Source organism: Citrobacter sp. CK180, from assembly GCF_030333655.1.
Taxonomy (GTDB): domain Bacteria; phylum Pseudomonadota; class Gammaproteobacteria; order Enterobacterales; family Enterobacteriaceae; genus Citrobacter_B; species Citrobacter_B koseri.
Genome location: NZ_JAOWFM010000051.1, coordinates 112,263 through 130,440, shown reverse-complemented (window position 1 = coordinate 130,440; position 18,178 = coordinate 112,263). Strand labels below are relative to the sequence as shown.

Here is an 18,178-nt window from a genome sequence, read left to right as displayed (position 1 = left end):
TTTTATCTGTATTTTTACATTGTCAGCAAAGCGCATTATTGACAATAAATGGGAGGCGATTTCGTTATTCTTTTCGAAATATCACGTCCGTCACTATTATGCTGCTAGCAAAAAATCCGCCATAACTCTTCACAAACAATTTACAGCATTTTTAATAATCATCGCGTTCCCTGGCCTTTACGCAAAATATGTGATGAAGATAACTAAAACAGTGTTTTATTTTAATTGAATCAATATTCCACTGAATGCAAGATAACACCCGACGCAACATCCCTGAGGATTGTGACAAACAGACGTATGCCACATTCGATTATGTATCACGCAGGGAGAAAGAGGGTTTCCCGCCGTTCTCTTTGTGAAATAACAAATTGAAATCAAATAATATTTATCGACTTGTCCGTTAGTTCCGCGCGACAAGATGTGAGGACTTTTATGAAAATTAAAGCCACGATTGAACGCATCCCTGGCGGGATGATGTTGATCCCTCTGCTGCTCGGCGCAATTTTAAATACCCTGGCCCCGGATACCGGCGCCTATTTTGGTTCATTTACAAAAGGTATGATCAGCGGCACCGTGCCGATTCTGGCCGTCTGGTTCTTCTGTATTGGCGCCTCGATTGATTTGCGCGCTACCGGGACGGTATTACGTAAATCGGGTACGCTGGTTATTACTAAAATAGCCGTGGCGTGGGTGGTCGCGATGATTGCCGCCTCGTTTATCCCGGATACCGGTATTCAAACCGGCTTCTTCGCCGGTTTGTCCGTACTGGCGATCGTCTCCGCAATGGACATGACCAACGGCGGCCTGTACGCCAGCCTGATGAACCAGTACGGCACCAAAGAAGAGTCCGGCGCGTTCGTCCTGATGTCTCTGGAATCTGGCCCGCTGATGACAATGGTGATTCTGGGCTCCGCAGGTCTCGCCTCTTTCGAACCGCATCACTTTGTCGGCGCCGTGCTGCCGTTCCTGATTGGCTTCACATTAGGCAACCTGGACCACGACCTGCGCGCGTTCTTCAGCAAAGCTACGCCGGTGCTGATCCCGTTCTTCGGCTTTGCGCTGGGTAACACCATTAACCTGAGCGTGATTGTCGATACCGGCCTGCTGGGCATCCTGCTGGGTGTCGCGGTTATCATTATTACCGGTATCCCGTTGATTATCGCAGACCGCGTCATTGGCGGCGGTAACGGCACTGCGGGCGTCGCGGCCTCCTCTGCGGCAGGCGCTGCGGTAGCGAACCCGGTGATCATCGCGCAGATTAACCCGGCGTTTGAACCCGTCGCCGCATCCGCCACGGCGCTGGTTGCCGCCAGCGTGATTGTGACGGCGATTCTGGTTCCGATTATTACCGCCCTGTATGCAAAACGTTTCGGCAACGTCCCGGCGCCGGGCAACGCGGAGGCAAACCCAACGGAATCCCTCCATCACTAAACGTCATACGTCCCCTCTCAGCCCACGAGAGGGGACGGCGCAAAAATCTCCTCAATCATCGCATCCACCAGGCGCTGTGCCGAACACAGCCTTGGCATCCCCAACGCCACCGTCTGCCAGCGCTGGGTCACTGACCAGCACACCGGATGTTTATCGGGATCGCACCAGTCGCCAATCCAGCTCAACATGTCATTGTGCTCCCCCGCGCCGGCCACGGCGGGCGAATGAAGCCACTGATGGTAATAATGACGCGTGGTGGGCGCGGCGTGAATACTGTGCGCCAGATAATCGGTAGCCATCGCGCGCAAATTATCTTTCAGCATCGCGACCACTTCCATATTGCCCAACCGACAGGCATCGCCAAACGGCCCCCAGCGCAGCTCCTCCAGCGCGACAAAACAGCGCCCCGGCAATGACCAGCCGTCATAGGCTCCGGCGCGCCAGCGGGTAAAAATCTGCTCGCTGTGTTCGCCCGCCTGCACCGTCAATCCACGCCGGGTCAGCGCCTTCTCTTTATGTTCGCTGCGCCGGGCAAACCCGTCGCACAGCGCCGCTAACTGCTGCGTGATGCCAGGAATAGCTTGCCCTCTGGGGCTTTCCGTCTGTTGCAGAAGGGTCAATTGCCGGGAAATGCGCGTCAGCGCCAGATGGCCGGGATCGAGCATCCCCGCCAGTTTTTCCACCAGCTTAAGACGCATCATCAGATGCTCATTGAATACGCCCGCCATGACCCAGGCGCGAAGCTGCGTCTGGCTCAGAATTTCTTGCGTCAGGCGTTCGCGAAAACGCTGCTGCTGTTGCAGGTTGCCGCCAGGTCGCTTCGGCTCTTCTCCCTGAACCAGATCGACCATAAACTTCGGGTGGATGCATTCCAGCATCCGTCCCGGGCCTTCCAGTAACACGTTCGTCATGAGTGCTCGGCTGCAAAAAGGGTCTGGATATCATCACGTAACAGGCGGGAATCTTCATGAATCCACCGGGTGGCGGAGATACTGTGCTGTAACTGTTGGCTCAGTCTGTTCACAACCGATTCATGTTGCTGGCGCGTCACCAGACTCTCGCGCAAGCTCTCCTGCAATCCCGACAGACACAACGAAAAATCGGCAAAAAAGGTCGCCATACCTGCCGTAACAGAAACATCGACCTGGGCATCTAAAGCTTTATGAATTTGTTGGAAGAAATGGCTGACATGCTGGATCAGAGTGTTATGCAATGCCGTTATATCAATGACATAGCGTGTCCTGGCTTCCACATAATCATTCCATCCCCAGTTCGGTTGATTCAGCCAGCGCGCAAAGGTGTCGCGCACGCCGCCCGCGCGAGGCGCGGCGCCTTCCGGCGGGTTCTCCTGAGCGACCGCCTCGCTAAACAACGGTTGAGTATTGAAGTTAAACATACTGGCATGAAACGTCGGGAAACTGATTCGCGCCCGGAACCCCGCCTGGCTTAGATCGTCTTTTACCCGCGCCTCAATTGGCCGCATCGCGTCATTTAACACCCGGCTTAGCGTCGATTCGAGCTGTTCGAAGCGCAGCGCCAGATCGCGGCTAATGTTCTCCTGCGCCGCCAGTAATACCGCTTCGCATGACGCACGCATTTTGCTTAAAACGACCTGCGCCTGCCTTTCGTTATGCAGCACCAGCGTTTCGCCCTCGACCACCGCCTCCTGCTCAGGGGAAAGCGGATCGCGCGGCAGCCACGCCACCACGCTCTCTTCGCGAAAAAGCGGCGCGATACGGTGCAAAATATCGGCCTGCTGCTGGCTCAGGAACGTGTTCGCCGCCTCCATCATCCGTTCAACTTCATGGCCGACCTCATCGCTCACGCGATCCTGGCTCACCTGAAGCTGTCGCATATCTTCTTCGACGCGGGAAATATTGACCTGCAACGCGTCATGCGCCACCGTCAGCCCGTGATAGCGAAAATCCAGATATTCACGCGCGCGCTGTGCGTAATTCAATAATTTATGCGACGCCGACCGGAGCGCATACAGTGAGGCGTTGGCGTAAGCGGCGTGAATCAGCCGCTGTACGGGCTGTTCAAATAGCGAATCTTCCCACAGCAGATCGGCGGCATGACGAATATGTTCGATATCATCAAGATCGGCGCTCCGCCAGCGCCTGCCGAGCGCGGCCTCGGCAAAATCCTGCACCCAGCGCTGTTCCTGATGATCCGGCAGCCGCCCGTGCACCCGCAGTTCGTGACGCGCGCGGTTCGCCAGATATCCCCACATGGAAGAGACCGGAAAAATTTGCCCGGGCGTAATGCTGCCATTCATCAGCGTGCCGGAAATCAGCGCGCGAACCTGTTCTTCATCGTCGCTGTTGCGGTCTTTCTGATCGAACTTATTCACCAGTGCGTACAGCGGCACGGATTTCCCCACCGCCGCAATGGCCTGGCGCACCTCTTCATCCGAAATGGATTTCAGTTGGGTGTAATCCATCACCGCCAGTACGGCAGAAGCGCGCGCCAGCTGTTCATTAAGCATCTTTTGCAGGTGCGGTTGCCCGGCTTCATTAGGGCCGGGCGTATCCAGTAGCGTCAGTTGCCCCGGATAGTTCTCCAGCCCCGCCAGATGCACAAACTCCACCTCAATCACCGGAATATGTTCAATCGCGGCATACGCCGCAAAAGGAAAATCGACCCCCAGCGCTTTTGACAAGCGCACCAGATCGTTCAGGCTTTTCAGACAGTGGAAGATGGGCTGCGCGCCCAGGTAATGACGCTCAAAAGCCACGCCCTTTTCAATTCGCTGGAGCAGCGCATTCATGTCTTTATCGATTTCCAGCACCTGGGTCAGATGCTGGCGATCGCACGCCTGCATACGCTGTTGCAGCGTTTGCATGAGCGTATCAATCGGCGCGACGTGAGAAAAATGCAGCACCGGCTCTTTCTGCCCTGGCGTATGGCGAATCAGCGTCGGTAACGCCGTCATCGGCCGATTACGGTTGGGCAGGACTTCGGTTCCGACAATGGCGTTAATTGTCGTCGACTTCCCAGCCTTCATCGTCCCGACAATCGCCAGCACCATCTCCAGGCGCGTTATTTTACGTAGCTCATTATTGAGCGTGCCGTGCTGAGCCTCCACGTCACGCCCGCTAACATGCTGAGGCCGGGTATTTTCATTCCCTTCCCCACCTTCCTGAGCGGCGTCATCCAGCGAAGCCACAGGCAGTTGTTGCAATAACCGGAGATGTTCCAGAGAAAGCAGCAACAATCTTTCCGCTTCCTGGCTTAATTCATATATTGTCTGTGTGTACATGGAAAATCTTTCCTTAACGCAAACTTTATTACTTTTATTTAGCCGGATGATTTTATTTGTTTGCTTCTCGGCTTTTATAATTACGTGTGGAAATAATTTTATTAAAATAACTTATTGTTAATATTAGAGATATTTTTATCAACCACACCTGTCTCTCTTACTGTGTAAAAGTAAGAGGGTTAAAGATTTATAACGCGTCTGGTCGTTCCTCTCACCTTATCTTAAATAGTAAAACGTAGCAATTTCCCTTAAAAAAATAGTCATGACATTTTTCTTTCCCTGGCGGCAACCTTCAGCCACAGGTTGTCGTATCCTTAAATTGCGAGTAGTCCCGACAACGTTAAGGATTTTGTGTATAATTGCGGCCTTTTTCGGCAATCTGCCATTTTTTGGGCGCTTTTGCCCCTGCTGACTTTTTTGAGGAAATCGACATGTCATTACCCCATTGCCCACAATGCAACTCCGAATATACCTACGAAGATAACGGCATGTTCATCTGCCCGGAATGCGCCCATGAATGGAACGACGCAGAACCGGCGCAGGACAGCGACGAGCTGATCGTAAAAGATGCCAACGGCAACCTGCTGGCAGACGGCGACAGCGTGACCGTTGTTAAAGATCTGAAAGTAAAAGGCAGTTCTTCCATGCTGAAAATTGGCACCAAAGTGAAGAACATCCGTCTGGTTGAAGGCGACCACAACATTGATTGCAAGATCGATGGCTTTGGCCCGATGAAGCTGAAATCTGAGTTCGTGAAAAAGAACTGATTTTTCCAGGCCCGGTAAGGCGTTTACGCCGCCATCCGGCATTTATTGCCCGGTGGCGCTTCGCTTACCGGGCCTACGATAACTACACTTAACTGGCTTCTCTTACCTGAGGTCACGATTATGCCGTTAAGTCCCTACATCTCTTTTGCCGGTCACTGTGCCGACGCTATCGCGTACTATCACAAAACGTTAGGCGCGGAACTCCTCTATAAAATCACCTTCGGTGAAATGCCCCCGCCAGAGCAGGGCAGCGAAGACGGTTGCCCGTCAGGCATGCAATTCCCTGATACCTCCATCGCCCACGCCAACGTGCGCATTGCAGGCAGCGACATCATGATGAGCGACGCCGTCGCGTCGGGGAACGCGAGTTACTCCGGCTTTACGCTGGTGCTCGACACGCAGGATGTCGCCGAAGGGAAACGCTGGTTTGATAACCTGGCCGCACAGGGACAAATCGAAATGGACTGGCAGGAAACCTTCTGGGCGCACGGTTTCGGGAAAGTGACCGATCAATATGGCGTACCGTGGATGATCAATGTGGTGAAACAGCCGCAGCCGACAGAGTAAACCGACGGGAGGCGCGCCCTCCCGTGCTGTCATCGAAGCCCCTTCAATTCTTCATCGTCAAGTAACCATCCCTTAACTAAAACGTCACATTAATCCGCCACGATGGGGCCACTTTTTTAGGGAGGCCGCATCATGCAAACGGTTATTCGCGTCGAGAAACTCTCCAAAACGTTCAATCAGCATCAGGCGCTGCATGCGGTTGATCTGAACATCTCTTCCGGTGAGATGGTGGCTCTGCTTGGGCCTTCCGGTTCCGGCAAATCCACCCTTTTACGTCACTTAAGCGGTTTGATTACCGGCGATAAAGCGCCGGGCTGCCATGTCGAGCTACTGGGCCGCACGGTACAGCGTGAGGGCAAACTGGCGCGGGACATCCGCAAAAGCCGCGCTCACACCGGCTACATCTTCCAGCAGTTCAACCTCGTGAACCGTCTGACCGTACTGGAGAACGTGCTGATTGGCGCGCTCGGCAGCACGCCGTTCTGGCGTACCTGTTTTAGCTGGTTCACCCAGGCGCAGAAGCAGCGCGCGTTACAGGCGCTGACCCGCGTCGGGATGGCGCACTTCGCGCATCAGCGCGTATCGACGCTTTCCGGCGGACAGCAGCAGCGCGTTGCTATCGCCAGGGCATTGATGCAGCAGGCGAAAGTGATCCTCGCCGATGAGCCGATCGCCTCGCTGGACCCGGAGTCGGCGCGCATTGTGATGGACACCCTGCGCGACATTAACCAGACCGACGGCATCACCGTGGTCGTCACGCTGCATCAGGTGGATTACGCCCTGCGCTACTGCGAACGCATTGTGGCGCTGCGTCAGGGGCATGTGTTCTATGACGGCAGCAGCCAGCACTTTGATAACGATCGTTTTGACCATCTCTACCGCAGCATGAACCGCGTCGAACAGAACGCGCAGGCTGCTTAACATCCCCACAATGAGGAATGGAAATGAGCTACAAAGCCGTTGCCGCGCTGGCGTTCACCAGCATGTTCAGCATCAGCACCTTGTTAAGCCCGGCACATGCGGAAGAACAGGAAAAAGCACTGAACTTTGGCATTATTTCGACCGAATCACAGCAAAACCTGAAGCCGCAGTGGGACCCGTTCCTGAAGGACATGGAAAAGAAACTGGGCGTCAAAGTGAACGCCTTCTTCGCGCCTGACTATGCGGGCATCATTCAGGGAATGCGCTTCAACAAAGTGGATATCGCCTGGTACGGCAACCTCTCGGCGATGGAAGCCGTGGATCGCGCTAACGGTCAGGTATTTGCCCAGACCGTCGCCGCAGATGGATCGCCGGGCTACTGGAGCGTGTTGATCGTCAACAAAGACAGCCCGATCAATAACCTGGACGATCTGATCGCCAAACGTAAAGATCTCACCTTCGGCAATGGCGATCCGAACTCCACCTCTGGCTTCCTCGTCCCCGGTTATTACGTCTTCGCCAAAAACGGCATCTCCGCCAGCGACTTCAAACGCACCGTTAACGCCAGCCACGAAACCAACGCGCTGGCCGTCGCCAACAAGCAGGTGGATGTCGCGACCAATAACACCGAAAACCTCGACAAACTGAAAACCTCCGCGCCAGACAAGCTGAAAGCACTGAAGGTTGTCTGGAAGTCGCCGCTGATCCCGGGCGATCCGATCGTCTGGCGTAAAAATCTCTCCGAAACCACCAAGGACAAGGTGTACGACTTCTTTATGAATTACGGCAAAACAGCGGAAGAGAAAACCGTGCTGGAACGCCTGGGCTGGGCGCCATTCCGCCCCTCCAGCGACCTGCAACTGGTGCCGATTCGCCAGCTGGCGCTGTTTAAAGAAATGCAGGGCGTGAAGGACAACAAAGGGCTGAACGAGAGCGAAAAAACCAGCAAAACCTCCGCGATTAAAGCGCAGCTGGACGATCTCGACCGCCTGACCGCCGCGCTGGGCGCGATGACCAGCGTCACCAAAGCGGTGCAGTAAACCTGAGGCCCGGTGGCGCTTCGCTTACCGGGCCTACGATGTTCTGTAGGCCGGATAAGGCGCAAGCGCTGCCATCCGGCAATAACCGACGCACGGAGCTAAACATGCAAAGCATCACCGTCGCCCCGCCAAAGCGTAGCTGGTTCTCGCTCCTGAGCTGGGCCATCCTTCTCGCCGTCCTGGTCGTTTCGTGGAAGGGCGCCGAAATGGCCCCACTCACGCTAATTCAGGATTCCGGCAACATGGCGACCTTCGCCGCCGACTTCTTCCCGCCGGACTTCAGCCAGTGGCAGCACTATCTGGGCGAAATGGCCGTCACCCTGCAAATCGCCGTCTGGGGCACTGCGCTGGCGGTCATTCTGTCAATTCCCTGCGGCCTGATGTGCGCCGATAACCTCGTGCCGTGGTGGATTTACCAGCCGATGCGTCGCCTGATGGACGCCTGCCGCGCGATTAACGAAATGGTTTTCGCCATGCTGTTCGTGGTCGCCGTTGGTCTCGGGCCGTTTGCCGGGGTCATGGCGCTGTTTATCCACACCACCGGCGTGCTCTCCAAGCTGCTTTCCGAAGCGGTGGAAGCCATTGAACCCGGCCCGGTTGAAGGCATTCGCGCCACCGGCGCCAACAAAATTGAAGAGATCCTCTACGGCGTGCTGCCGCAGGTTATGCCGCTGCTCATCTCCTACTCGCTGTACCGTTTTGAGTCCAACGTCCGCTCCGCCACGGTGGTCGGCATGGTGGGCGCAGGCGGCATCGGCGTCACGCTGTGGGAAGCGATTCGCGGCTTTCAGTTCCCGCAGACCTGCGCCCTGATGGTGTTAATCATCATTACCGTCAGCCTGCTGGATTTCCTCTCCCAGCGTTTGCGTAAGCACTTTATCTGATTAGCGAGGCATTGATGGCTATGCACTTGTCTACACATCCGACCAGTTACCCAACGCGCTATCAGGAGATTGCCGCGAGACTTGAGCAGGAGCTTCGCCAGCATTACCGCTGCGGCGATTACCTTCCGGCGGAACATCAGCTTGCCGCCCGCTATGAGGTGAACCGCCACACGCTGCGCCGCGCCATCGACCAGCTCGTGGAGCGCGGTTGGGTGCAGCGTCGCCAGGGCGTCGGCGTGCTGGTGCTGATGCGCCCGTTCGATTACCCGCTCAATGCCCAGGCGCGCTTTAGCCAGAATCTACTGGAACAAGGCAGTCATCCCACCAGCGAAAAACTGCTGGCGGTGCTGCGCCCGGCATCCAGCCACATCGCCGATGCGCTGAGCGTCAAAGAGGGCGATAACGTCATCCACCTGCGCACCCTGCGCCGGGTAAATGGCATCGCCCTGTGCCTGATCGACCATTACTTTTCCGACCTCGCCCTCTGGCCGCTGTTGCAGGGCTTTAACCACGGTTCGCTGCATGACTACCTGCGCGAGCAGTGCGGTCTGGCGTTACAGCGCACCCAGACGCGCATCAGCGCCCGCCGTGCGCAGGCCAAAGAGAGCAAGGTGCTGGAAATTCCCAACATGGCGCCGCTGCTGTGCGTGCGCACGCTGAACCACCGTGACGGCGAGGAAAACGCGACGGAGTACTCCGTCAGCCTGACCCGCGCCGACATGATCGAATTCACTATGGAGCACTGACGGAATGCACTTCGATACCGCCACTCGCCAGCGCTGGATGCGCGCGCTGGCTTACAGCAACGCCGACGCGCTTAACGTGAAAATGCAGGCGCTGAAACTCACGCCGGAATACGAACTGATTCGCGCCCCGGAAACCGGGCTGATGCAGATTCAGGCCCGCATGGGCGGCACCGGCAACCGCTTTTTCGCCGGAGATACCACGCTGACCCGTGCGGTGGTGCGTCTTAAGAGCGGCACGCTGGGCTACAGCTACCTGCTGGGGCGCAACAAACACCACGCCGAGCAGTGCGCCGTCATCGACGCGCTGTTGCAGGAGCACACTCACTTCCAGACCTTAATGGAAACCTTAATTGCCCCGCTGGAGGCGGAACGCGACGCACACATTACCGCTCGCCGCGCCGAAGTAAACGCCAGCCGGGTCGACTTCTTTACGCTGGTACGCGGAGATAACGCATGACCCTACAAACCGCCTTTACCCTGCCCGTTCAGGACGCGCAACAGAGTTTTCGTCGCCTGCTGAAGGCGATGAGCGAGCCGGGGGTGATTGTCGCCCTGCATCAACTGAAGCACGGCTGGCAGCCGCTGAATCTGGCCACCACCAGCGTATTGCTCACTCTGGTTGACGGCGACACCCCGGTATGGCTCGCGCCGTCCATCAACAACGACATTGCCAGTCAGAACCTGCGCTTTCACACCAGCGCGCCGCTGGTTGAACAGCCGCAGCAGGCCGCCTTTGCCGTCGCCGATGAACGCATCAGCAGCGAGCAGCTAAACGCCCTTTCCGCCGGAAGCGCCGTCGCGCCGGAAACCAGCGCCACCCTGATCGTCCAGGTCGCCAGCCTGAGCGGTGGACGTATGCTGCGCCTGACCGGGGCGGGTATCGCCGAAGAACGCATGATTGCCCCGCAGCTGCCGGAGTGCCTCATCCATGAACTGACTGAGCGCCCGCACCCGTTCCCGCTGGGGGTCGATCTCATCCTCACCTGCGGCGAGCGACTGCTGGCGATTCCGCGAACCACCCATGTGGAGGTGTGCTGATGTATGTAGCCGTCAAAGGGGGCGAAAAGGCGATAGCCAACGCCCACGCGTTGCAGGAAAACCGACGCCGGGGCGACGACACCCTCGCCGAGCTGAGCGTGGCGCAAATCGAGCAACAGTTGAACCTGGCCGTGGATCGCGTGATGACCGAAGGGGGCATCGCCGACCGCGAACTGGCCGCGCTCGCCTTAAAACAGGCCAGCGGCGATAACATCGAAGCCATTTTCCTGCTGCGCGCATACCGCACCACGCTGGCAAAGCTGGCGGTCAGTGAGCCGCTGAACACCGCAGAGATGCGTTTAGAGCGCCGTATCTCCGCCGTCTACAAGGATATTCCCGGCGGGCAGCTGCTGGGGCCGACCTACGATTACACCCATCGCCTGCTCGATTTTACCCTGCTGGCGAACGGCGAAACGCCGCCGCTGCGTACCGCTGACGCCATGCAGGACGCCGCGCCGCACGTTTTTTCTCTGCTGGCGAACCAGGGGCTGGCAAAGCGTGAAGAAGACAGCGGCGCCGTGCCGGATGACATCACCCGCACGCCGCCAGTTTACCCTTGTTCGCGCTCCTCACGCCTGCAACAGCTGATGCGCGGCGACGAAGGGTATCTGCTGGCGCTGGCGTATTCCACGCAACGCGGCTACGGGCGCAACCACCCGTTTGCCGGTGAGATCCGCAGCGGCTACGTCGGGCTGGAAACGGTGCCGGAAGAGCTGGGATTTGCCGTGAACGTCGGCGAATTGCTGATGACGGAATGCGAAATGGTCAACGGTTTTGTCGCACCGGAAAACGACGCGCCGCACTTTACCCGCGGCTACGGACTGGTGTTCGGCATGAGCGAACGTAAAGCAATGGCGATGGCGCTGGTGGAAAGAGCCCTACAGGCACCCGAATACGATGAAACGGTCACGGGACCGGCGCAGGACGAAGAGTTCGTGCTGGCGCATGCGGATAACGTCGAGGCGGCGGGTTTTGTTTCGCACCTCAAACTCCCCCACTACGTCGATTTCCAGGCTGAACTGGAACTGCTCAAACGCCTGCAACAGGAGGCCGCCCGTGACGACTAACCTCTCCGGCTACAACTTTGCTTATCTCGACGAGCAAACCAAACGCATGATCCGCCGCGCTATTTTAAAAGCGGTGGCGATCCCCGGTTATCAGGTGCCGTTCGGCGGGCGTGAAATGCCGATGCCCTACGGCTGGGGAACGGGCGGCATTCAGCTTACCGCCAGCGTGATTGGCGAGCCAGACATTCTGAAAGTGATCGACCAGGGGGCGGATGACACCACCAACGCCGTGTCGATCCGCAACTTCTTTAAGCGCGTAACCGGCGTGAACACCACCGAACGCACCGAAGACGCGACGCTGATCCAGACCCGTCATCGGATCCCGGAAACGCCGCTGACCGAAGATCAGATCATTATCTTCCAGGTGCCGATCCCTGAACCGCTGCGTTTTATCGAACCGCGCGAAACCGAAACCCGCACCATGCACGCGCTGGAAGAGTACGGCGTCATGCAGGTGAAGCTGTACGAAGATATCGCCCGCTTCGGCCATATCGCCACCACCTACGCCTACCCGGTGAAGGTCAATGACCGCTACGTCATGGACCCGTCGCCGATCCCGAAATTCGACAACCCGAAGATGAATATGATGCCCGCGCTGCAACTGTTCGGCGCGGGGCGCGAAAAACGTATCTATGCCGTGCCGCCCTGGACCCGCGTGGAAAGCCTCGATTTCGACGATCACCCGTTCACCGTACAAACCTGGGATGAGCCCTGCGTCATCTGCGGTTCAACGCACAGCTATCTCGACGAAGTGGTGCTGGATGACACCGGCAAACGGATGTTTGTCTGCTCCGACACCGATTATTGCCGCCAACAGAGCGAGGCACTCAGCAAATGACGCAACCGCTGCTTTCAGTCAATAACCTGACCCATCTCTACGCGCCGGGCAAAGGCTTCAGCGATGTTTCTTTTGACCTGTGGCCTGGTGAAGTGCTGGGCATTGTCGGGGAGTCCGGTTCCGGCAAAACCACCCTGCTGAAATCGATCTCCTCACGCCTGACGCCGCAGTCCGGCGACATTTTGTACCAGAACCGTTCACTGTACGGCATGAGCGAAGCCGACCGCCGCCGCCTGCTGCGCACGGAATGGGGCGTGGTGCATCAGCATCCGATGGACGGACTGCGCCGCCAGGTCTCGGCGGGCGGCAATATCGGCGAACGCCTGATGGCCACCGGCGCGCGTCACTATGGTGAAATTCGCGCCACGGCGAAGCGCTGGCTGGAGGAAGTAGAAATTCCGGCCTCGCGCATCGACGACCTGCCGACCACCTTTTCCGGCGGGATGCAGCAGCGTTTGCAGATCGCCCGCAACCTGGTCACTCACCCGAAGCTGGTGTTTATGGACGAACCTACCGGCGGGCTGGACGTTTCCGTACAGGCAAAGCTGCTGGACCTGCTGCGCGGCCTGGTGGTGGAACTGGATCTGGCAGTGGTGATTGTCACCCACGATTTGGGCGTGGCGCGCCTGTTAGCAGACCGTCTGCTGGTGATGAAGCAGGGTCAGGTGGTGGAAAGTGGATTAACCGACCGCGTGCTCGACGATCCACACCACCCTTATACCCAGTTGCTGGTGTCGTCGGTATTGCAGAACTGATTTTTTGTTTTGCCGGGTGGCGCTTTGCTTACCCGGCCTACAAAAAGCGCACCTGTAGGCCGGATAAGGCGAAGCCGCCATCCGGCAATCAGAATTAAGAGGCCAAAATGATTCGCGTAGAAAACGTCAGTAAAACCTTTGTGCTGCACCAGCAAAATGGCGTGCGCCTGCCGGTGCTGCAAAACGCCTCTCTGGAGGTACAGAACGGTGAATGCGTGGTGCTGCACGGCCACTCCGGGAGCGGTAAATCGACGCTGTTGCGCTCGCTATATGCCAACTATCTGCCGGACGAAGGGCACATCCACATTCGTCATAGCGATGAGTGGATCGATCTGGTGCAGGCCCCGGCGCGCAAGGTGCTGGAAGTGCGTCGCTCGACGATCGGCTGGGTAAGCCAGTTTCTGCGCGTGATCCCCCGGATCTCCGCGCTGGATGTGGTGATGCAGCCGCTGCTGGATCTGGGCGTCGCCCGCGAAACGTGCGCCGCGAAAGCCGCGAACCTGTTGACGCGCCTGAACGTCCCGGAACGGCTATGGCATCTCGCGCCCTCCACCTTTTCCGGCGGCGAGCAGCAGCGCGTGAATATCGCGCGCGGGTTTATCGTCGATTACCCGATCCTGCTGCTTGATGAACCCACCGCCTCACTGGACGCCAAAAACAGCGCCGCCGTGGTCGCGCTGATTGAAGAAGCCAAAGCGCGCGGCGCGGCGATTGTCGGCATTTTTCACGATCAAACCGTACGCGATCGCGTAGCGGATCGTTTGCATCTGATGGGAACCACATCATGATTATCAACAACGTAAAGCTGGTGCTGGAAGACGAAGTGGTGCAGGGATCGCTGGAAATGCAGGATGGGATTATCCGCGCCTTTGCGGAAAGTCAGAGCCGTCACCCCGAGGCGCTGGATGGCGAAGGCGGCTGGCTGCTGCCGGGTTTAATTGAGCTGCATACCGATAATCTCGACAAATTCTTCACCCCACGCCCGAAGGTGGACTGGCCCGCCCATTCCGCCATGAGCAGCCACGACGCGCTGATGGTCGCCAGCGGTATCACCACCGTGCTGGATGCCGTTGCGATTGGCGATGTCCGCGACGGCGGCGATCGCCTGGAAAATCTGGAAAAGATGATCAATGCCGTCGAAGAGACGCAAAAACGCGGCGTTAACCGCGCCGAACACCGTCTGCATCTGCGCTGTGAATTACCCCATCACACCACCCTGCCGCTGTTCGAAAAGCTGGTGGATCGCGAGCCGGTAACGCTGGTCTCGCTGATGGATCACTCGCCGGGTCAGCGCCAGTTCGCTAACCGCGAGAAGTACCGTGAATACTATCAGGGCAAATATTCACTCAATGATGAGCAGATGGCCCACTACGAAGAGGAACAGCTTCAGCTTGCGGCGCGCTGGTCGCAGCCGAACCGCGCCGCCATCGCGCAGATGTGCCGCGAACGTCATCTCGCGCTGGCGAGCCACGATGACGCAACGCCCGATCATGTGCTGGAATCGCATCAGCTTGGCAGCGTGATCGCCGAATTTCCCACCACGTTCGAGGCGGCAGAGGCGTCACGCAAGCATGGGATGAACGTACTGATGGGCGCGCCCAACATCGTGCGCGGCGGTTCGCACTCCGGCAACGTGGCGGCGCATAAGCTGGCAGAACTGGGGTTGCTGGATATCCTCTCCTCCGACTATTACCCCGCCAGCCTGCTCGACGCGGCATTCCGCGTGGCGGACGACGAGGCCAACACATTTACGCTGCCGCAGGCAATGCGCCTGGTGACACGCAACCCGGCGCGCGCGCTGAATCTCGACGATCGCGGCATCATCGCCGAAGGCAGGCGCGCCGATCTGGTGCTGGCGCACCGTAAAGGCGATCACATTCATATCGACCACGTCTGGCGTCAGGGTAAAAGGGTGTTCTGACTATGGGAAAACTGATCTGGCTGATGGGGCCGTCCGGCTCCGGTAAGGACAGTTTGCTGGCGGCGCTCCGCCAGCGGGAACATACGCAGTTGCTGGTTGCGCACCGCTATATCACGCGTGCGGCTAACGCGGGCAACGAGAACCATATTGCGCTGAGCGAGCAGGAGTTTTTCACTCGGGCAGGGCAAAATTTACTGGCGCTGAGCTGGCACGCTAATGGCCTGTACTACGGCGTTGGCGTGGAGATCGATCTGTGGCTGCACGCCGGTTTTGACGTGGTGGTTAACGGCTCACGCGCCCATCTGCCGCAGGCGCAGGCCCGCTACGGCAAAGCGCTGCTGCCCATCTGTTTGCAGGTCTCTCCCGATATTTTGCGCCAGCGTCTACAGGCGCGCGGGCGTGAAAGCGAAACCGAGATTGCCGCTCGCCTGGCGCGCGCGGCCCGTTACGCCCCTTTTAACTGTCATATCCTCAATAATGACGGAAGTTTGCTACAGTCAGTCGATACCTTATTAACGTTAATGGGCCGCCAGGAGAAAAGCCATGCCTGTCTGTGAACTACGCCGGGCCACGCCGGACGATACCGACGCGGTGTATCAACTGATCTGCGAACTGAAACAAGCGGAGTTCGATCGCCAGGCCTTTCGCGCTGGGTTTGCCTCAAATTTGCAGGATCGCACGATACGCTACCAGCTGGCGCTGCGCGACGGGCAGGTTGTCGGGATGATCGGCCTGCATATGCAGTACCACCTGCATCACGCTAACTGGATCGGGGAGATCCAGGAACTGGTGGTGATGCCGCAGGCGCGAGGTCTGAAAGTCGGCAGCCAGCTGCTGGCATGGGCGGAAGAAGAGGCCCGCCAGGCCGGCGCGGAGATGACGGAGCTTTCCACCAGCGTGAAACGCCATGATGCGCACCGGTTTTATCTGCGTGAAGGGTATGCGCAAAGTCATTTTCGTTTTACCAAAGCGCTTTGAGGTGACTAATGAGCCTGACGATTACGCTAACAGGTACCGGCGGCGCACAGGGCGTGCCAGCATACGGCTGCGATTGTCTCGCCTGCCGTCGGGCACGCTTACAGGAGCAGTATCGCCGCCGCCCCTGTAGCGGCGTCGTCAAATTCAATGACGCGGTAACGCTGCTTGATGCGGGCCTGCACGATCTTACCGATCGCTGGCCCGCCGGATCTTTTCAGCAGTTTCTGCTCACGCATTACCATATGGATCATGTTCAGGGGCTGTTCCCCCTGCGCTGGGGCGTGGGCGCCGCGATTCCGGTTTATGGCCCGCCGGATGAACAGGGCTGCGACGATCTGTTTAAACACCCTGGCATCCTTGATTTCAGCCACACCGTCGAACCGTTTGTGGTCTTCGATCTCCAGGGATTACAGGTAACGCCGCTGCCGCTTAACCATTCAAAACTGACGTTTGGCTATCTGCTGGAATCTGCGCACAGCCGCGTCGCGTGGCTGTCGGACACCGCAGCGCTGCCGGACAAGACAGTAAAATTTCTGCTGAATAACCAGCCGCAGACGATCGTCATCGACTGTAGTCACGCGCCACGCGCGGAAGCGCCGCGTAATCACTGCGATGTAAACACGGTTATCGCACTCAATGAGGTGATTCACTGCCCACGGGTCATTCTCACCCACATCAGCCACTCGTTCGACGTATGGCTGATGGATAACCCCCTGCCGGGCGGCATTGAAGCCGGATATGACGGGATGGAGATTGTGCTGGAGTAGCCTTACGCCGGATGGCGGCGCATTGCGCCTTATCCGGCCTACGATTGTCGCGCGGTTAACGATCGTACTCGTCTTCCATTCTGCGCTCTTCATCTTCCAGTTGACGACGTTCTTGATCGAGCTGGCGTTGGCGATCGTCCAACTGGCGACGCCGATCTTCAAACTGACGGCGTCTGTCGTCATATTGTCTGCGGCGATCGTCGCTCATCTGGCGCTGCCATTCTTCATCACGGCGGTCATCCTCATAATCCCGCCCGTTGTCAGATTTATACGCGTCATTGATCGCCTGCTGAATATTACCGATGGTGTCATCAACAATATCGGCATGCGCAGGAAGCGTCGTCAGCGACAACAGGCCCAGAGCAATGAGCGTAGAATAGCGTTTCATAAAACCAGCCTCGCAGAGATCTTCCCCTCACGGTAGCGAATGGCCTGTTCGACGTGTAGCGGAGGAATCTCATTTGCCCTGCTGTTCTATCGCCATAATCGCCTCCACGCGCTTTTGATGGCGCCCCCCTTCAAACCCCGCATCCAGCCAGGCATCCACGATCATTTTTGCCAGCTCCAGCCCAACAACCCGCGAGCCAAAAGCCAGCACGTTGGTATCATTATGCTGGCGCGAAAGCTGTGCCGAATAGGGTTCGCTGCAAACGACGGCGCGGACTCCGGCAAACTTGTTTGCCGTTATCGAAATCCCCACACCGGTGCCACACACCAGAATACCGCCATCAACCTCGCCAGAGACAACGGCTTGTGCCACCTCGCTGGCATAATGCGGGTAATCCGTGCGCTCCGGCGACCAGGTTCCCTTATCAATCACCGTAATACCGCGCTGGGTTAAGTGCGTCAAAATATCCTGTTTCAGGATAAAACCAACGTGATCACAGCCAAATGCTATCTTTTTCATACTCATTCTCGCCCCGGTCAAACTTTACGAATAAAAAATATTTGTGATTTAAATGAATTTAAAAGAACAATAAATCGACAGAAAGACGCTGTATGGGCCTGTTCTACACACCTCCGTTCGGCAAAGCAAGAGCGACAAATACCCGACCTTGATGCTTACACAGGCTGCGCCTGAACAAGTCAAAACTATAATTCATTGTTTTATATTGACTTATTTTCATTCCGTATTTTTATCAACGTTATTAAATTCACAAAATGACAAACTTTATAAATTTAACTATTTTGTGAAG

At 57.3% G+C, this 18,178-nt stretch carries 21 protein-coding genes; 17 read left to right on the top strand and 4 right to left on the bottom strand.

From position 1 onward, the window contains the following. The first annotated feature begins 432 nt into the window (after positions 1–432). Positions 433–1,431 carry a 2-keto-3-deoxygluconate transporter gene (kdgT, locus tag OGV50_RS13230; protein WP_012134529.1) on the top strand — a complete coding sequence of 333 codons (999 nt, stop codon included), beginning with the start codon at positions 433–435 and terminating at the stop codon, positions 1,429–1,431. 17 nt (positions 1,432–1,448) lie between these two features. Here the strand turns inward: kdgT and OGV50_RS13225 are convergent, their stop codons facing one another. After that, positions 1,449–2,342, bottom strand: a complete 894-nt coding sequence (locus tag OGV50_RS13225; protein WP_200091068.1) for a diguanylate cyclase regulator RdcB family protein — start codon at positions 2,340–2,342, stop codon at positions 1,449–1,451. After that, positions 2,339–4,693, bottom strand: a complete 2,355-nt coding sequence (gene crfC / locus OGV50_RS13220; RefSeq protein WP_012134531.1) for a clamp-binding protein CrfC — start codon at positions 4,691–4,693, stop codon at positions 2,339–2,341. Before crfC ends, OGV50_RS13225 begins: the two co-directional genes overlap by 4 nt. 431 nt (positions 4,694–5,124) lie before the next feature. On the opposite strand from crfC, the gene OGV50_RS13215 reads away from it, so the two are divergent. The 16 genes from OGV50_RS13215 (at position 5,125) to phnP (ending at position 16,982) form a co-directional block, all read left to right on the top strand. After that, positions 5,125–5,460 (top strand): zinc ribbon domain-containing protein YjdM, encoded by a 336-nt coding sequence (locus OGV50_RS13215; RefSeq protein ID WP_003031835.1) that lies wholly within the window; start codon positions 5,125–5,127, stop codon positions 5,458–5,460. 120 nt (positions 5,461–5,580) lie between these two features. Then, entirely contained in the window at positions 5,581–6,027 is a 447-nt protein-coding gene (gene yjdN / locus OGV50_RS13210) for a VOC family metalloprotein YjdN (protein ID WP_047459584.1), read from the top strand. 132 nt (positions 6,028–6,159) lie between these two features. Further along, positions 6,160–6,948, top strand: coding sequence for a phosphonate ABC transporter ATP-binding protein (gene phnC, locus OGV50_RS13205; protein ID WP_012134537.1), 789 nt, complete (start codon positions 6,160–6,162; stop codon positions 6,946–6,948). A gap of 23 nt (positions 6,949–6,971) precedes the next feature. After that, on the top strand, positions 6,972–7,988 hold the full coding sequence (gene phnD / locus OGV50_RS13200) for a phosphonate ABC transporter substrate-binding protein (protein WP_024130817.1): 1,017 nt from the start codon (positions 6,972–6,974) through the stop codon (positions 7,986–7,988). A gap of 104 nt (positions 7,989–8,092) precedes the next feature. After that, on the top strand, positions 8,093–8,872 hold the full coding sequence (gene phnE / locus OGV50_RS13195; protein WP_012134539.1) for a phosphonate ABC transporter, permease protein PhnE: 780 nt from the start codon (positions 8,093–8,095) through the stop codon (positions 8,870–8,872). 20 nt (positions 8,873–8,892) lie between these two features. Beyond that, positions 8,893–9,618 carry a phosphonate metabolism transcriptional regulator PhnF gene (gene phnF / locus OGV50_RS13190; RefSeq protein WP_024130818.1) on the top strand — a complete coding sequence of 242 codons (726 nt, stop codon included), beginning with the start codon at positions 8,893–8,895 and terminating at the stop codon, positions 9,616–9,618. A gap of 4 nt (positions 9,619–9,622) precedes the next feature. Further along, positions 9,623–10,075, top strand: a complete 453-nt coding sequence (gene phnG, locus OGV50_RS13185) for a phosphonate C-P lyase system protein PhnG (protein ID WP_012134541.1) — start codon at positions 9,623–9,625, stop codon at positions 10,073–10,075. Beyond that, positions 10,072–10,656: a phosphonate C-P lyase system protein PhnH gene (gene phnH, locus OGV50_RS13180; protein WP_012134542.1), complete on the top strand. Its 585-nt coding sequence runs from the start codon at positions 10,072–10,074 to the stop codon at positions 10,654–10,656. The genes phnG and phnH overlap by 4 nt, the downstream gene beginning before the upstream one ends. Then, entirely contained in the window at positions 10,656–11,723 is a 1,068-nt protein-coding gene (locus OGV50_RS13175) for a carbon-phosphorus lyase complex subunit (protein ID WP_012134543.1), read from the top strand. The genes phnH and OGV50_RS13175 overlap by 1 nt, the downstream gene beginning before the upstream one ends. A 46-nt stretch (positions 11,724–11,769) precedes the next feature. Then, a complete protein-coding gene (phnJ, locus tag OGV50_RS13170; RefSeq protein WP_286488589.1) occupies positions 11,770–12,561 on the top strand; it encodes an alpha-D-ribose 1-methylphosphonate 5-phosphate C-P-lyase PhnJ in 792 nt (263 codons plus the stop codon). After that, complete coding sequence (gene phnK, locus OGV50_RS13165) at positions 12,558–13,316, top strand: phosphonate C-P lyase system protein PhnK (RefSeq protein WP_047459591.1); 759 nt, start codon at positions 12,558–12,560, stop codon at positions 13,314–13,316. The genes phnJ and phnK overlap by 4 nt, the downstream gene beginning before the upstream one ends. 107 nt (positions 13,317–13,423) lie before the next feature. Then, the gene (phnL, locus tag OGV50_RS13160) at positions 13,424–14,104 is read left to right on the top strand and encodes a phosphonate C-P lyase system protein PhnL (protein WP_047459594.1); all 681 of its coding nucleotides are present in this window, start codon (positions 13,424–13,426) and stop codon (positions 14,102–14,104) included. Further along, positions 14,101–15,237: an alpha-D-ribose 1-methylphosphonate 5-triphosphate diphosphatase gene (gene phnM / locus OGV50_RS13155; protein WP_012134547.1), complete on the top strand. Its 1,137-nt coding sequence runs from the start codon at positions 14,101–14,103 to the stop codon at positions 15,235–15,237. Before phnL ends, phnM begins: the two co-directional genes overlap by 4 nt. Before the next feature lie 2 nt (positions 15,238–15,239). Continuing rightward, positions 15,240–15,794, top strand: a complete 555-nt coding sequence (gene phnN, locus OGV50_RS13150) for a ribose 1,5-bisphosphokinase (protein WP_012134548.1) — start codon at positions 15,240–15,242, stop codon at positions 15,792–15,794. Next, entirely contained in the window at positions 15,781–16,215 is a 435-nt protein-coding gene (gene phnO, locus OGV50_RS13145; protein ID WP_114848691.1) for an aminoalkylphosphonate N-acetyltransferase, read from the top strand. The genes phnN and phnO overlap by 14 nt, the downstream gene beginning before the upstream one ends. An 8-nt stretch (positions 16,216–16,223) precedes the next feature. Further along, entirely contained in the window at positions 16,224–16,982 is a 759-nt protein-coding gene (gene phnP, locus OGV50_RS13140) for a phosphonate metabolism protein PhnP (RefSeq protein WP_049011829.1), read from the top strand. 55 nt (positions 16,983–17,037) lie between these two features. Here the strand turns inward: phnP and yjdP are convergent, their stop codons facing one another. Continuing rightward, entirely contained in the window at positions 17,038–17,370 is a 333-nt protein-coding gene (gene yjdP, locus OGV50_RS13135) for a DDRRRQL repeat protein YjdP (protein ID WP_012134552.1), read from the bottom strand. Between the two features lie 69 nt (positions 17,371–17,439). Further along, the gene (gene rpiB / locus OGV50_RS13130) at positions 17,440–17,889 is read right to left on the bottom strand and encodes a bifunctional allose-6-phosphate isomerase/ribose-5-phosphate isomerase RpiB (protein WP_024130821.1); all 450 of its coding nucleotides are present in this window, start codon (positions 17,887–17,889) and stop codon (positions 17,440–17,442) included. Between the last annotated feature and the right edge of the window lie 289 nt (positions 17,890–18,178).

Coding starts and splice junctions, on each gene's coding strand:
- phnG (WP_012134541.1), top strand. CDS start 9,623: ATGCACTTCGATACCGCCACTCGCCAGCGCTGGATGCGCGCGCTGGCT.
- phnP (WP_049011829.1), top strand. CDS start 16,224: ATGAGCCTGACGATTACGCTAACAGGTACCGGCGGCGCACAGGGCGTG.
- phnM (WP_012134547.1), top strand. CDS start 14,101: ATGATTATCAACAACGTAAAGCTGGTGCTGGAAGACGAAGTGGTGCAG.
- phnO (WP_114848691.1), top strand. CDS start 15,781: ATGCCTGTCTGTGAACTACGCCGGGCCACGCCGGACGATACCGACGCG.
- phnN (WP_012134548.1), top strand. CDS start 15,240: ATGGGAAAACTGATCTGGCTGATGGGGCCGTCCGGCTCCGGTAAGGAC.
- phnF (WP_024130818.1), top strand. CDS start 8,893: ATGCACTTGTCTACACATCCGACCAGTTACCCAACGCGCTATCAGGAG.
- phnC (WP_012134537.1), top strand. CDS start 6,160: ATGCAAACGGTTATTCGCGTCGAGAAACTCTCCAAAACGTTCAATCAG.
- phnK (WP_047459591.1), top strand. CDS start 12,558: ATGACGCAACCGCTGCTTTCAGTCAATAACCTGACCCATCTCTACGCG.
- crfC (WP_012134531.1), bottom strand. CDS start 4,693: ATGTACACACAGACAATATATGAATTAAGCCAGGAAGCGGAAAGATTG.
- phnH (WP_012134542.1), top strand. CDS start 10,072: ATGACCCTACAAACCGCCTTTACCCTGCCCGTTCAGGACGCGCAACAG.
- phnJ (WP_286488589.1), top strand. CDS start 11,770: ATGATCCGCCGCGCTATTTTAAAAGCGGTGGCGATCCCCGGTTATCAG.
- OGV50_RS13175 (WP_012134543.1), top strand. CDS start 10,656: ATGTATGTAGCCGTCAAAGGGGGCGAAAAGGCGATAGCCAACGCCCAC.
- OGV50_RS13225 (WP_200091068.1), bottom strand. CDS start 2,342: ATGACGAACGTGTTACTGGAAGGCCCGGGACGGATGCTGGAATGCATC.
- rpiB (WP_024130821.1), bottom strand. CDS start 17,889: ATGAAAAAGATAGCATTTGGCTGTGATCACGTTGGTTTTATCCTGAAA.
- OGV50_RS13215 (WP_003031835.1), top strand. CDS start 5,125: ATGTCATTACCCCATTGCCCACAATGCAACTCCGAATATACCTACGAA.
- kdgT (WP_012134529.1), top strand. CDS start 433: ATGAAAATTAAAGCCACGATTGAACGCATCCCTGGCGGGATGATGTTG.
- phnE (WP_012134539.1), top strand. CDS start 8,093: ATGCAAAGCATCACCGTCGCCCCGCCAAAGCGTAGCTGGTTCTCGCTC.
- phnL (WP_047459594.1), top strand. CDS start 13,424: ATGATTCGCGTAGAAAACGTCAGTAAAACCTTTGTGCTGCACCAGCAA.
- yjdP (WP_012134552.1), bottom strand. CDS start 17,370: ATGAAACGCTATTCTACGCTCATTGCTCTGGGCCTGTTGTCGCTGACG.
- phnD (WP_024130817.1), top strand. CDS start 6,972: ATGAGCTACAAAGCCGTTGCCGCGCTGGCGTTCACCAGCATGTTCAGC.
- yjdN (WP_047459584.1), top strand. CDS start 5,581: ATGCCGTTAAGTCCCTACATCTCTTTTGCCGGTCACTGTGCCGACGCT.